Origin of the sequence: Paraburkholderia agricolaris, from assembly GCF_009455635.1 — a bacterium.
Lineage (GTDB): Bacteria > Pseudomonadota > Gammaproteobacteria > Burkholderiales > Burkholderiaceae > Paraburkholderia > Paraburkholderia agricolaris.
The window spans coordinates 2,278,864-2,292,249 of record NZ_QPER01000001.1; the positions used below are offsets into that span (position 1 = coordinate 2,278,864).

Sequence of the window (13,386 nt, forward strand, 5' to 3'; positions counted from 1 at the left end):
GGGCCTTCGATTACCGCATCGGAAAAACCCTGTTTTCGCGACTGCGCCAATTGACTGCGAGGCACATTCGTTATGAGGTGATCGGCCTGATATTCATTGTCATGACGGTCAATCTTGCGGATCGCGCGGCGATGTCAATTGCGGGCGCGCCTATGTCCGCTGAGTTACACCTGAATCACCTTCAGTTAGGGTGGATTTTCTCGTCGTTTGCATGGGCCTACACGCTCTTCCAGTTGGCGGGCGGGTGGGCGTTGGATCGGTTCGGGGCCAAGCGCACTTATACCGGGGCCGTTTTCCTGTGGTCGTTCTGTACTGCGGGTGTAGGTTTCGCGCCGCTCTTTGGGCAACATGCAGCGAGCGTACTGATTTTTGGTTTGATCTTCATGATCGGTGTGGCTGCGGCGCCGTGCTATCCCGCTAACGCCAAGATCGTTTCGGCCTGGTTTCCGGCAACCGAACGCGGGACGGCATCGGCTATCTTCAACGCCACGCAGTACTTCGCTGCCGCGGCGTTTACGCCTGCGCTTGCTTTGCTAGCCGCAAACTTCGGATGGCGCTCCGTCTTCTTTGCGATGGGCGCCATCGGCGTCGCGGCTGGTGTGCTATTCGCACTCAGGCTGAAAGGGCCGCTGGATCACCCGCGGGTCACGCGCGAGGAACGCGAGTTAATCGAAGCTGGCGGCGGGACGCTTGATATGGACGGCGGCGATAGTGGCCGAGCGAGTGCACGCGCCATGCAGAGCATGTCGGCGCGACGACGGATCAGCTTCGGCACGTTTCGCCGGCTGCTGCAAAACCGCTTACTGTTGGGGATTTCAATTGCGCAATACTGCATCAGCACCCTGAGTTTTTTTTTCATCATGTGGGTTCCGGTCTATCTTGTGCAGGAAAGACATATTCCGTTGCTACGCGCCGGCATTCTCGCGTCTGTGCCAGCCATTTGCGGATTTTCTGGCGGAATTCTGGGCGGCGTGCTTTCTGATTTGCTATTGCGGCGCGGTCGGACACTGACGGTTGCACGCAAGGTGCCCATTTGCATGGGCATGCTAATGGCTTCCAGCATCATGGTATGCAATTACGTCAGCGCGGACTGGCTGGTCGTGACGATCATGGCACTGGCTTTCTTTGGGAAGGGCTTCGGCGCACTAGGATGGGCGGTCATCGCTGATACCTCGCCGGTGAATGCGGTGTGCGCTCATATTCGTCGGGGCTCACGCTTTACTCGCTATTGCGAGCTATATGTTTATCGTCGGCACTATCAGGCGTGTCGATCCGTTTTAGGGTGCGGGCCGGGTGACTGATCGTTGGGATCTTCGGGAATTCGAAATTATTTATCACACGATCTTACGCATCGCATGGGCACTGTGACAAAGTCCATTGATGTCCTGCTAACGTTACTCGACATCGTAGTATGCATTCAATGGCGTATTTCTCAGTACATAGCGATCGTCTTAACACGATAAAACATGGATGGCCAATCAAGCGGAGGTGGGCGTGTGTCCTCTCGATCAACTCGAAGCTGACGAATTCACCCTGGGCGTAGATATTGAACGACGCGATACTGCACGCGAGAGGGTGGAGTTCGCAGAGGACATGTTGCATGCAGCCCTGCTGACGGGCCAGCCTCGTTCACTGGAACAGATCATTGCCGCGAACGCGCAACTGCGCGATCCCATTGGACGGGTGGTCGGAAAAACGGAAACCATTCGCTGCTTCAACGAGGGGTGCTTTCGTGTGGATCTGCGCATTCTGAAGAACCGCAGGATTGCCGTGGTCGGCACGTGCGCCCTGACGATCAGTGTTGTGCATCTGAGATGGCAGCGTGAGATGTTCCAATACGAAACCGATATTTGCGAGGTACGGCTCTGGAAAGTGGACGAATCAGGGGCAACGCTGGTGCGCTACGAGTGGCGGCCTACCCGCCGGTGTTCCTCTCAGGGGGAGGGGGCATTTGATGAGGAAAACCGACAGCGTCGCATTGATTGTCGACTTCTTCTCGGTGATTGGGCGCGGCAGCGAGATCGGCTTGTTCATTCACTTGACCCCGCAGGGTGTACGCGTGGTGATCACCGCGGCGAAGTTCAAGCGTGCCATGCATCGATACGTGAACTGCTGGTCGCCGAGCAGGCCGCCGGAAACCGTATCGCTATGGACTATTCCGGGTGGCCGAAAGAAGCGAGTGTTTACTACCGAATGGAGAAGCCTCTGCAGCGAGCGCAGCTCGCGACACAAACCATTAGGTACCGCAGCGTTCGGACGTCCCGTGGATTCAAGGAGGAGTATGAGGATCTCGTGACCGGCGATGTCATGGCGTTTATCGAGTAAGACCGATCGATGTGAAGGAAACTGCTCCCATGACCAATGTTTGGGGCGATTTTTTTGGGCTTCCGGCAGACCCAAAATGCAACGTTGGATAGCTGCCTAACGTAATTACACTTCCGAAGAAAAATGGAGCTTATATGTCGACAAATCGAAAGAAAAATGCTCATGCTTTGTCCATCGATTTGCGACGACGCGATGCTATATGGAAGCTTGGTTTGTTAGGGGGATCGTGCGTACTGTCTGCCTGTGGCGGTAGTAATTCACCGTCAGCGTTGCCTGCATCGGCGCAGCTTGCGGCAACGTCGGCCGCGCTGCCGCAGCAAAAATTGGCCGCCGCGCAGCCTCCGCTATCTGGACCGGTAACGCAAGCGACTGTTGCAATCGACACCAGCGTCGTGGGTCAACTCCCTACCGATGCCGTGGGCGTAAGCATCGGAAAATCAAATATCGGTAGCAAGTTCTACTCTTCTGCGAACACGCAATTGATAGCCGTGTACAAATCACTGGGTAACAGCCTGCTGCGTATTGGTGGAACCGTGGTCGACCACACCGTATGGACGCCTTCCGGGACAGGCAACACGTCAGGTCAGGTAGCGCCGCCGGACATTGATGCACTGGCAGGTTTTCTGCAGGCAACGGGATGGTCCGTACTGTATGGCATCAATCTGATGAACTCGACTCCTGAGCTGGCTGCGCAAGAGGTTGCCTATGCGGAACAGGCGCTGGGGAGTTCTCTGTACGGCATTGAAATTGGCAACGAACCGGCAAACGACAAGTACACGTTATTCGCCAATTTCCTCACAAAATGGCAAAGCTTTGCCACTGCCATCCGGCAGTCTTCGCCAAACGTCAGGCTGACTGGTCCCGCAGCAACCCAGGCGCACATCGTCGGATACGTTGCCCCATTTGCCCAGAAGGAAAGAGCGGTAATAGAGCTACTGACCTTTCATTACTACAAGAGCAATATAAATGCGCCGCTCACGGTGAAGGGCTTACTCTCTTACCCGGACACGGTCCTACAGGCGGACCTTGCGCAAGTGTCGCAAATCGCCGGTGGTATGCCCTTTCGCGTTGCGGAAACCAACTCAATTTCCGGCGGTGGCGTTGCTGGCGTCAGTAATAGCTACGCGTCGGCGCTTTGGGCAATTGATCACATTATGACAAGCGTAGAAGGCGGGGCCACGGGAGTAAATTTTCAAGCAGGCGGTGCCGCCTACACGCCGTACAATGAAACCAAGGGGCCGGTGACCCATATATTCCCTGAATACTATGGAATGCTATTCGTTGCACTGGCGGGGAGCGGTAACCTGCTTGATACAAAGATTACCGCGAATGACCTCAACGCATCCGCCTATACGGTCCGCCGTGCTGACGGCAGCCTCAGCCTGATCATCGTCAATAAAGACGCACAGAACAATCTTGCTGCGAGTATTTCGCTGCCGGGAACTGCGAAAAGCGCAACGCTCGTCGTCATGCAGGGGCCTGCGCTGGATTCGCTTCAGAGCCCGACTATTCAGGGTGCCTCAGTGAATGCGGATGGCAGCTTTTCGTTGCCCGCGGCATATCCACTCGAGATATCGCAGCTGACCGCGAGCGCGAGCGTGCCTGCCGCAAGCGCAGTGCTGGTTCGAATAGTGTTTTGAGTTCCGAAATACGGCTCTGGCGCACACAAAGAATGAACACGTCACGGTCAAGGTGGCGGCCGGAGAACAGCCTGTCGAAACTCTTCGGCCTGCTCATCGCAGTCGCTCAAATCGATCAACTCGACTCTCTACCCGATTCGTTGGCCGCTATTTGCACCACTGCCATTGTTCCACCTTAAGTGAGTACGAGCCATGCTGAACGGCTTCGGATCAGGGCTCGCCAAGGTGTATTCATGCGAGCGGTGTCGGAACGGGTGCTCTTCCGAACAACGTCCGCGCTGCCACGCTTCGAGTGACGCGGGCGCAGTCGCCCGCGTGCCAGGCTTCAGTGGCTCGCGGATTCTGCTGCGCCGATACCGGTCTCCGAACGAACTGTCTGCGCTCCGAAGCCGGCCTTGTCAACGCGTGCCCGCGCCGATCTGTCGGTCACTGAGAACAGCCAGATGCCTAAGAAACCTGCCGTCATCGAAAAGAGCGCGGGAGATGCATAGGGAAACGGCGCACTCGCGTAGTGGAGCACATCGACCCATACGGCCTTCGAGAGTACCGTGAGCACCACGGCCGTAAGCAACCCGAGGAACCCGCCGAGCGCCGCGCCGCGCGTCGTGCAACCGCTCCACAGCACCGACATGAACAGGACCGGGAAGTTGGCCGATGCTGCGACCGCGAACGCGAGCGGCACCATGAACGCAATGTTTTGCTTCTCAAACGCGATGCCGGGCACAATCGCCGTCACACGTGATACTCGTAGCTCGCTCGCACTCGTCGCGTTGCTCTCTTGATCACAATGGCGTATATATCATGCGATACCGCCGATGCACCCGGTACGTCAGGATCAGGTCGAGATCGTCTCAGCCCGTAACGGCCGGTGAGCATCGAACGCGCTTCTGGGTACCTTGCCGAACCGGCCGTTAAAGTCGGCGATGAAGTGGGGCGCATAGTCGTTCGCGGCTTCATGTGTATCAATCCCACGCAGCCGCAGTTCCTTCACGAGCCGGTCCTGCAAGATCAGATTCGCCCGTTCAACCCGCCCCTTGGCCTGGCTGCTGTTCGCATACCATGACTCGATATTGAGCTCGTACAGGGCCCGCCCAAACTGCGTAAATCCCTTGCCGGCCGTCGTCGACGTCTGCGCCGAACGGAACACAGTGGCCTCGTCGCTGTAGAACGCCACCGGTTTGCCATGCTGCCTGAGATACCCGCGTGTCGCCTCGAAGTAACTGAAAGTCGACTCGGTGGCCGTGAAGTGCAGCGCCATCAGCCGGCTGGTCGCGTCGTCGACATACACCAGCAGCGTGTACGCCGGTGCCCGTTCCTCGAACCACCGGCGATCGCTGCCGTCGATCTGTACCAGATCGCCCACGCAGGCCCGACGACTGCGCAACTGATGGATCTTCGGCGGCCGCTGATACCGCGGGATCCACAGGCCGGCATCGGTCATCAGTCGCCTGACGGTTTCCTTGGCCAGCCGCAGTCGATGGCATTCACACAGCTTCTCGCACGCCAGCGTCGGGCTAAAGTCGGCATAGCGCTCGCGAATGATCGCCAGCGCGCGAGCCGCGGTGCCGGCATCGAGCCGGTTGTTACTCGGCTTCGCGCATCGGCCGGACACCAGACCCGCCGGGCTATCTTCACGCAGGCGCGCAACCAGTCGCCGGATCTGCCGCGTCGTCAGGCCGAGCCGCTGCGCAGCGCGCCACGGTTTGAGCAGATTGTCCGCCACCGCCTGCATGACCTTGAACCTGTCCAGCTCACGCATCGTCATGGTGATCCTGTCCGTTGCAGCCATCGCAGCCTCCGGCGCCGGAGGATCGACGCCGGGTAAGCTTATGCCGCCCAAAAGCGGACATCTGAACCTGGCTAAAAGCGGACATTACAACTTAGCCTCTACATCCAATATGTTGATAATTTATATTATGTCAAATTACTTATTCCGGTTGTTCAAATTCCACCGTTCCTCTCCAGCCGACGCAGCTTCGCCCGGTACCTTCGCGTCAGGAGCTAGGTAGCGTGCTCACTTTTGTGTTCGGTGCGCCAATAGTAATCGTCGACACGATGGGCGGCACCATGACTGACTTCATCATCATGCAGGTCGTCAACATTGCTGGCTTCATTGTCACTGCGAATCTCAGCGTGCCGATCGCCGAGCGCTTTGGCACCGAAAACGTCATCTCGCTTGGCACAACATTGGCGGCTATTAGCGCGCTTGCGCTGCTCGCCTACGGCATTACAGGCGGCATGAACACGTCGATGCTGCCGGTGCTTTTCACGCCGATGGCGATCGGCTTCGGCTTGCGCGGTCCCACTGGCTTCTATCGAGGTACCTCCGCCTCAGGCAGTAATAGCGCACGTGGATCGGCGCTGATCGTCTTTTTTATCTTCACGATGACCACGCTCGGTACGGTAGTCGCGGCTCCGTTTATCACGAAGGGACTTCCTGCGCTTGCGTTGGTGGTGAGCGGGATACACATCATGTCGATTGCGGTGCTCCTTGTTCTGCCGAAAATGCCGGAGAACGCGCCCGAACGAACGGAGCCCGATCGGAGTCCCGGACGCGCTGACGGCGGCGCGCAATGAGGGTTTTCGGAAAACTGACGATGCCGGGTTGTCGGCGATCCAGCCAGCTCATGGCCGGCGCGAGTCCGATGGCATAGTGCGCTGATTCAGGTGCCCTCCTCGGGCGCCACTGCTGTGACGCCCGGCGAAGGGATACATCAAAGCGTCTCCGGTGTCTCAGCGCACTGGTTCGATCTTGAAAGCATCGACCGCTACACCAAGGTCTATGCCTTCACCGCTGCCGCTCAACGCCATCGACGTCGTTCCCTTGGTCAGCACCTGCGCAGTACCGCTACTTCCTGCGCCGGCCGAAGCACCGGCCTGCGCGTAGCTGCCGAACACATCCTTAATGCTGTAGACATGGGTGATATCGCCGTGGCCGGTGACGTGAAACTTGCCGGCCGTCAGGCCGCCGCCGTGCACGCTGATCGTGACAGCGGCCTTTTGCCCATTATCGCAAGTTACCTTGCCGCGCCCTTCCGCATGCTGATAAATCGCCGACCATCCGGACATGCTGAAGGTCAGATGGCATTTCACCGGCGCACCGCCTGCCTGAGCCGGGGTGGCGGTCAAGCCCGTCAGGGCACCCACGCACAGCAACGTGGCGGCAGTCGATACAAAGGCATGCTTGCTCATAGGAGTCTCCTGGCACAGGAAGATAGATTATCCAGTGTAACCGTCATTCGCAATGGGTCGGCGAACGGCGACCCAATGTCCGTGCAGCAGTGCGGGCGAACGCCGATCCATGGCCAATCCGTAAATGGCTCCGGGAATCGCTCGCGAGCGCGTTGTGGATCGAAGCGGCCGATAGCAGATTGACATTCACAGGAATGCTCACGATTGCGCCCCGCTCTGCAGACGCAATCTGCGCGCCTGCCTCGGAAGAACAATATAGAATGCCGCGACCGCCTGGACGGCGAGTCCCACCAGTTGGCACAGTAGAACGTTAGTTATGCCACTGATCCAGAAAATGACGAGACTGACCGGTGTCGAAGCACAGAAAGACCATCCCATCGTCGTGAGCCCCACCATAACCACCTGCCAGAACCTCGGCTTGTCGGGAACCGGCATTTTCTGCACGATGAACCCTCGGCGTACCGCGTAACCAACACACGGCACACTGATCAGAAAGCAGATGGCGGATTCAACCGGTCATTGCAACACCTCTGTTCCAATACGGAAATGGAGTGTGGAGCACGATGGAACGACAAAGAAAACATTGGTTGAGCGCGGAGCAGAAGAACGAGATATGGAGGATGTGGCGCGAGGGTGAGTCGTTGAGCACAATCGCGCGCATGCTCGAGCGTCAGCCGAGTGGGGTTTATCGGGTTGTTCACAAGACCGGTGGAATCTCTCCGGTCGCTCGTACACGATCTGCCCGGTCACTGACACTTGCCGAACGCGAGGAGATATCGCGGGCCTTGGGGGCAGACAGATCGTTGGGCCAGATTGCCCTGCAACTGGGGCGCTCGAAATCGACCATCAGCCGGGAGATCGGGCGCAATGGCGGTATTCAGCGATATCGGGCGCACGAGGCCGATGCGAATGCCTGGGAGCGTGCACGGCGGCCCAAGGCGTGTGCGTTGTCGGGCAACGCGCGTCTGCGCCGGCTGGTGGCAGCCAAGCTCAAATTACAATGGGCTCCTGTACAGATAGCGGGATGGCTCAGGCGCGAGTTCCGGGTCAACAAGGACATGCAGATATCTCACGAGACGATCTACCGCAGCCTGTTCATCCAGGCGCGCGGGGTGCTTAAAAAGGAACTCGTCACCCATCTTCGTACGAACCGTACGATGCGTCAGGCGAAGAGCGCCTCGGCAAGCGGCCAGAACAGGGGCAAGATAATCGGGGCAGTGTCGATCAGCGAAAGACCCGCTGAAGTGGAGGACCGCGCGCTGCCCGGTCACTGGGAGGGCGATCTGCTGGCGGGTTCGAACAACACCTACATTGCCACACTGGTGGAGCGGCACTCGCGTTATGTGATGCTGGTCAAGGTGGCAGGCAAGGACACGGCAAGTGTGGTGTCCGCGTTGATAAAACAGGTGAACAAGCTGCCAAAAGAACTGCGTGGATCGCTGACATGGGACCGCGGCACGGAAATGGCGAGCCACCGGAACTTCACGATTGCCACGGACGTGCAGGTGTATTTCTGCGATCCGCGAAGTCCATGGCAACGGGGCAGTAATGAAAACACGAATGGCCTGCTGCGTCAGTACTTCCCCAAAGGCGAGCCGGTGGGCGGCTATTCGCAGTCAGAATTGAACAAGGTCGCCGCGCGCCTGAACGGTCGGCCCCGGCAAACCTTGCAATTTATGAACCCGGCTGAAAAACTGGCAGAAACGTTGGGTGTTGCGTTGACCGGTTGAATCCGCCGATTGATCCAAGCACACAAAACGCTTCCAGCAGGGCTACAAGCGAGGGATACACCCACTGGGCATGCATGAAACCCCATATTAAGGAAAGTCCTAGACAGAGCGCCGAGAGCGGCAAGGTGAACAGCAGTTGCCGCCATAGACACGACCAACATAACGCGACCCGTTGCTCCAGATTCATGGTCGGAAGCATTCTGAACATCTATCTTCTCCTGTGTGAAGCTATATATATCGTCCGGCGAATCTCAACGCCAGAGGTAAAACCGCCGGGTCCAGCCAATGCGTGAAAGCACGCTGACCGTCACTCGGAAGCCGCTGCCGGCTCATTGCCCTGCGCAGTGCCGCACTGATGGCAATGGGGGAAAAAGAAGAAATTCCGGCCACCGCATCCGCATACATTGAAGAGCATCAATCCGCAATGCACACAGAACGTGGAGTCGTCGCCGCCGAGATTCCATTGTTTTTCGCATGACGGGCAGCGTTTTTTTCCGAGTGAACGAACGGCCTTTTCGTACCCGATCGCGCGCGCACGTTCTCCCTGGTCCTGCTGCAATTCGAGCCGCTTACGCTCGGCATAGCGCTTAAAGGCCTTCATCATGTAAAGACCGGCGAATACGGTGAGCGCAATGCCGACCAGCACCCGGACATAGCCGCCGAAGTTCGGCAGGTACGGGACCAGTTCAATGAAAAATGCGCTCAATGCAAACAGGCCAAAGCCATACACAAAAGGCCAGTAGCGCGCCTTGCGATAGCGGATGAACAGCCAGATCGCGACCAGCAGTATCGGCAACGTTAGCGCAAGCCGCAGGCCGAACACCTGCAACTCATAATGCCGCGTCGCCTCATTGAGGCGCCGTTCGGCCACGGCGTCCACGTCGGCGATTCGCGCGTCCAACTGAGCCTTCTGCGATGCCAGTGTCCGTTGCTGGTCGCCAATCGCATCGATCTGATGCTGCCAGTTGATGGCCACCGCCTGGAGCGCGTCCAGCTTGCGGGTTCTGGCCAGAATGTCCGGATCCCTTTTACTGTCGCCCGTCACCGAGCGGGTTGCCAGCCAGTTACGGAAACTTTCCTTCTCGTCCGCGTACTCCTTCGCGGCGCGTCCGCGCGCCACCTCCATGGTGTCAGCCTTCTCATCGAGCGCGTCGCGTTGCAATTGCAGATCGCGCCGCGCTGAGTCCAACTGCGCCTTCGCCGGAGCATCTACGAATTGCTCGATGGTTGGCGGCCCGCCACGCGGTGCAAATGCCATATCGCGGATCACGAGACTGCCGAGCATGTTCAGAAAGATGGCGAAGACAATCGCGATCACGCATGAGGCGAGTCGCAGTAGCCGCGCTGGGCTGGTCAGGCCGTCGCTGGAAGTCATCATTGTCGTTGCCTTTGTTATTAAAAATCTGAAAATGATATTTATCGCTTTTCTACGGATCGATTGTTAACGATCCAGGTGCCAATGTCGAATGTCGGATCGTAGCCGGTTGCTATTCGATGCGTATTGAATCAGCAGCACGCGATATTCGCGTTTCGCCTGTATGCGAACGCGACTTCTTTATTCGGACCGCTCCCAACGACTGCAGCCTCAATAGCGCCATCGACTTTAAAATCTGTTTCGCCAGAACACCAAACCACATGCGCATAATTGATTGGGTTCGAGACACCTATATTCTTTGGCGGCCACAGCGTTTACCGGTCCGCCGTCTGCTCAAGGCTTTAAGAGCCATGCCGGTTCTCTCATACGTGCAGCGAGCAGTGAATGGGCACGGACTCGCTACATGGCGGAGTTTCCACTTTGCAGTTGCCGGTACCAACTGGATAGTCGTTGTACACGACCAGGGATCAGGTCGAGAGCCATGGACGATCTTCATCAATAGATCGAAGGCTTACTCGTTTCAAGGGCGATTCGCGGACTTTCAGCGGTTTGTCGCGCAGTTGCCGGAGCCCTTGCAGAACGAATTCAGGGCTAATGAAGCGCTGTTTCCGAGCCCTCGTCGCAGCCGGGCTTCTAAGGTGCCGTAGGCGGCAGGGTCAATCGATGACCGCGATCGCATCAACTTCGATCAGGTAGTCGGGGGACAGCGCCGTTACACCGAGCAGCACGTCCGCCGGTTTGTGATCTCCGAACAGCGCTACCCGGGCCCTTTCAATAATCGGCAAGCATTCGTCGCGTTGGTAATTGACGACGTAGATTGTGATCCTGGTGACCTGCTCAGGCCGCGCACCGGCTGCAGCAAGTGCCCGGCCGAGATTACCAAACACCTGGCGCGCGTGGGCCTCGAGATCACCACGTCCAACAAGCTTGCCATCGATGTCCTCGGGCTCCTGGCCTGAGACGAATACCATCTTGCTTCCCGTCGCGACGACGACCTGGGTGTACGTTTGCGGAGTTGGCAGATCCTTGGGATTGATGCATTCGAGCGTCATTGATCAGGTCTCCTGCTACGGTTGAATTCCAACATTCCGGCGTGCAATTACCAAATTATTGTAAGACTTTGCAAGCAGAAAATATAAGCTTTGAGGTTGCCCTTTTCTCGTAGACCATGGGCACGCATTACCGCGCACACGCGGGTCTACATCGTTTGAGAAAAGCAGGCCATGCCAGTGCGGTGGAACGTCGTAGTGCGGCCCAGTCAACCAGCCTGGTTATAATCCGCTGCCGTACACAAGAACAAAGCTATCAGCACTCGTTTTGGGGAATCAATGGCACTGGCCAAGCGCAAGGACGTCAAAAAGGGGTTGCCAGTCGGGCAAAGGCCGGCCCGCATTGAGGGATTAAGAATCCGGCCTGGAAAAAAGAAGTCCGCGCCCTCCTCGACTTTGGCTGTAATCAAACGGACCGCCCTGATGCTTCTGAGCGGCCAGCAGCTTCTGATCGCAAATGATGCGCCCCAGGAAGTCCGGAAATTGCTGTGGTATTACGACTGGGCCACTATCGGCGATTCCATCATGGATCTGTCGCAGCGGTTCCTGATCGACCCGCGCATCTCCATCGATCTGTGCATGCCCCACGGTCCGCTAGAGCTGTTTGCCGGCGATGACCGGTTCCGGCGCGTAGTCCGTTCGCTGAACGATTGCGACGCACGATACGACATGGTGATAGTGCAAAGCCTCTCCACGAAGGCCATCCTCAAGAAGCTTCAGTACCATCCGTTCACGCCGTGGTTTTCAATCATGGGACACCGAAGGGATGAGCATTTTTCGAGAATTCACCTCGCGTACGAACAGATTGCACGCGTGTTCAAATCGAAGCACGAATCTGGCCCGATCGAACCCACGCTGACAATGCCGAACCCGTGCGCCGCGCGGTCCGATAGATTTACGATTGCAGTCGCGGTAGGCGGCGGCGACAAGCGTCGCAGGTTTGAAGATTGGGCCGTGCTTCTCCAACTGATTGCTTCGAACTGGCCGAAACAGGCGCCGAGCCCGCGGTTCGTCCTCCTCGGTGCCGGCAAAAGTGCGTTCGATGCCGTCAAAGCGATTCGTGACCGCGTGGATTGCCCGCATATCGACTCGCACGTCGACCTGCCAAATATCACGGCTGCGGCCGAACTGATAGAACAGAGCCGCTTTTTTGTCGGTGCGGACGGCGGCCTCATGCATATTGCCGCAGCCCTGGGGAAGCCCGGCGTGGCGATGTTCTGTCAAATCAAGCCGGAATGGCGTCTCCATTCCCAATCGAAAATGCGGACCGTTTTCGCTGAGCAGGATATCAACAGCATCCCGACCGAAACAATCGCGAGCGAGGTGACCGATTACTGCCGCACACTGCTGTAGTTCAGCCCGCATGGCACGTAACGAAAGCCCGCTCTGACGGGCTTTTTCTTTGATACGGATCGCAAGAGAGGCAGGCGGTTCAGGCGGTTTGGGTTATGAATCGGCCCGACGGCTCTTGCCTGCTTTCTCCCGCCCCGCCCTCGCCGCCTGGCGCAGTTTTCTTGCTTTAGCCGACTTCACCGCGGCTTCTCTTCCCGGCCATAGCGCCACGCCGACAGCGATCAAAAGCAGGCCAGCGAGGCTGAACCCCAGCCCCATCCCCAGATCCATCTTCCATTCGCCGGTCTCGACTGCTTCGCTTCGCCACGCTAACGAGGGATGATCGGCCGACACCCGTAGTCCTTCCGCAGCGGCTCGGGCGCAAAACTTTCTGGCGAGGGCTTCCTCCTCGCTCGGGTTCACGACAGGATCCGGCCCACGGCTATACCTCGGCGAATCCGGGGGCGTCCAGGTTTCCTGGTAATGCTGCTCGAAACCGTTCCCGTAACTAAACGCAGCCGTGACTTCCCACCACGAATCGCGCTTGCCATAGCGCCTGTCCAACGAACATTGATCGACGCGCGCCGTGACCGCGGGCCAGTTGCGTGCCTGCCAGAGTGTGGCGGCATCGCAAAGCCCTTTTATGGCAGCAATCAGAACCACCAGTCCGACCAGAATGAGGACAATCGAACGGATAGTGGAAAAAAAGATTTTCATTGGATATAGCGCTTCAATGGACGTGC

General features: G+C 57.8%; 10 protein-coding genes and 3 pseudogenes. 7 read left to right on the top strand and 6 right to left on the bottom strand.

Going from position 1 to position 13,386, the window contains the following annotated elements:
- Positions 1–17 precede the first annotated feature (17 nt).
- The 3 genes and pseudogenes from GH665_RS10280 (at position 18) to GH665_RS10290 (ending at position 3,965) form a co-directional block, all read left to right on the top strand.
- Positions 18–1,281, top strand: a pseudogene (locus GH665_RS10280) (MFS transporter).
- Between the two features lie 189 nt (positions 1,282–1,470).
- Positions 1,471–2,325, top strand: a complete 855-nt coding sequence (locus tag GH665_RS10285; protein WP_153135777.1) for a hypothetical protein — start codon at positions 1,471–1,473, stop codon at positions 2,323–2,325.
- A gap of 134 nt (positions 2,326–2,459) precedes the next feature.
- Positions 2,460–3,965: a hypothetical protein gene (locus GH665_RS10290; RefSeq protein ID WP_153135778.1), complete on the top strand. Its 1,506-nt coding sequence runs from the start codon at positions 2,460–2,462 to the stop codon at positions 3,963–3,965.
- 325 nt (positions 3,966–4,290) lie between these two features.
- On the opposite strand, the pseudogene GH665_RS10295 reads toward GH665_RS10290, so the two are convergent.
- Both GH665_RS10295 and GH665_RS10300 read right to left on the bottom strand, forming a co-directional pair.
- Positions 4,291–4,787: pseudogene (locus tag GH665_RS10295) on the bottom strand (sodium:solute symporter family transporter); the annotation flags it as partial.
- Positions 4,775–5,754, bottom strand: a pseudogene (locus GH665_RS10300) (ISNCY family transposase); the annotation flags it as partial. The pseudogenes GH665_RS10295 and GH665_RS10300, both read right to left, overlap by 13 nt.
- A gap of 221 nt (positions 5,755–5,975) precedes the next feature.
- Here GH665_RS10300 and GH665_RS10305 point away from each other — a divergent pair.
- Positions 5,976–6,542 (top strand): MFS transporter, encoded by a 567-nt coding sequence (locus GH665_RS10305; RefSeq protein WP_153135779.1) that lies wholly within the window; start codon positions 5,976–5,978, stop codon positions 6,540–6,542.
- A 156-nt stretch (positions 6,543–6,698) separates the two neighbouring features.
- On the opposite strand, the gene GH665_RS10310 is transcribed toward GH665_RS10305, so the two are convergent.
- On the bottom strand, positions 6,699–7,157 hold the full coding sequence (locus GH665_RS10310; protein ID WP_153135780.1) for a hypothetical protein: 459 nt from the start codon (positions 7,155–7,157) through the stop codon (positions 6,699–6,701).
- Positions 7,158–7,491: 334 nt separating this feature from the next.
- Between GH665_RS10310 and GH665_RS39420 the strand changes: the two genes are divergently transcribed.
- Both GH665_RS39420 and GH665_RS10315 read left to right on the top strand, forming a co-directional pair.
- Entirely contained in the window at positions 7,492–7,626 is a 135-nt protein-coding gene (locus GH665_RS39420; protein ID WP_281357236.1) for a hypothetical protein, read from the top strand.
- A 94-nt stretch (positions 7,627–7,720) separates the two neighbouring features.
- Positions 7,721–8,887: an IS30 family transposase gene (locus tag GH665_RS10315; protein ID WP_153134736.1), complete on the top strand. Its 1,167-nt coding sequence runs from the start codon at positions 7,721–7,723 to the stop codon at positions 8,885–8,887.
- 307 nt (positions 8,888–9,194) lie between these two features.
- Here the strand turns inward: GH665_RS10315 and GH665_RS10320 are convergent, their stop codons facing one another.
- The gene (locus GH665_RS10320) at positions 9,195–10,262 is read right to left on the bottom strand and encodes a hypothetical protein (RefSeq protein WP_174771737.1); all 1,068 of its coding nucleotides are present in this window, start codon (positions 10,260–10,262) and stop codon (positions 9,195–9,197) included.
- A 656-nt stretch (positions 10,263–10,918) separates the two neighbouring features.
- On the bottom strand, positions 10,919–11,314 hold the full coding sequence (locus tag GH665_RS10325) for a RidA family protein (RefSeq protein WP_153135782.1): 396 nt from the start codon (positions 11,312–11,314) through the stop codon (positions 10,919–10,921).
- Positions 11,315–11,590: 276 nt separating this feature from the next.
- Between GH665_RS10325 and GH665_RS10330 the strand changes: the two genes are divergently transcribed.
- Positions 11,591–12,664 carry a glycosyltransferase family 9 protein gene (locus GH665_RS10330; RefSeq protein ID WP_153135783.1) on the top strand — a complete coding sequence of 358 codons (1,074 nt, stop codon included), beginning with the start codon at positions 11,591–11,593 and terminating at the stop codon, positions 12,662–12,664.
- Between the two features lie 93 nt (positions 12,665–12,757).
- Here the strand turns inward: GH665_RS10330 and GH665_RS10335 are convergent, their stop codons facing one another.
- A complete protein-coding gene (locus GH665_RS10335) occupies positions 12,758–13,360 on the bottom strand; it encodes a DUF3592 domain-containing protein (protein ID WP_153135784.1) in 603 nt (200 codons plus the stop codon).
- Positions 13,361–13,386: the final 26 nt, after the last annotated feature.

What these genes read in the sequence shown, in the direction of transcription:
- GH665_RS10325 (WP_153135782.1), bottom strand. Translation starts at nt 11,314, where the DNA reads ATGACGCTCGAATGCATCAATCCCAAGGATCTGCCAACTCCGCAAACG.
- GH665_RS10330 (WP_153135783.1), top strand. Translation starts at nt 11,591, where the DNA reads ATGGCACTGGCCAAGCGCAAGGACGTCAAAAAGGGGTTGCCAGTCGGG.
- GH665_RS10315 (WP_153134736.1), top strand. Translation starts at nt 7,721, where the DNA reads ATGGAACGACAAAGAAAACATTGGTTGAGCGCGGAGCAGAAGAACGAG.
- GH665_RS10310 (WP_153135780.1), bottom strand. Translation starts at nt 7,157, where the DNA reads ATGAGCAAGCATGCCTTTGTATCGACTGCCGCCACGTTGCTGTGCGTG.
- GH665_RS10335 (WP_153135784.1), bottom strand. Translation starts at nt 13,360, where the DNA reads ATGAAAATCTTTTTTTCCACTATCCGTTCGATTGTCCTCATTCTGGTC.
- GH665_RS10290 (WP_153135778.1), top strand. Translation starts at nt 2,460, where the DNA reads ATGTCGACAAATCGAAAGAAAAATGCTCATGCTTTGTCCATCGATTTG.
- GH665_RS10285 (WP_153135777.1), top strand. Translation starts at nt 1,471, where the DNA reads ATGGCCAATCAAGCGGAGGTGGGCGTGTGTCCTCTCGATCAACTCGAA.
- GH665_RS10320 (WP_174771737.1), bottom strand. Translation starts at nt 10,262, where the DNA reads ATGACTTCCAGCGACGGCCTGACCAGCCCAGCGCGGCTACTGCGACTC.
- GH665_RS39420 (WP_281357236.1), top strand. Translation starts at nt 7,492, where the DNA reads ATGACGAGACTGACCGGTGTCGAAGCACAGAAAGACCATCCCATCGTC.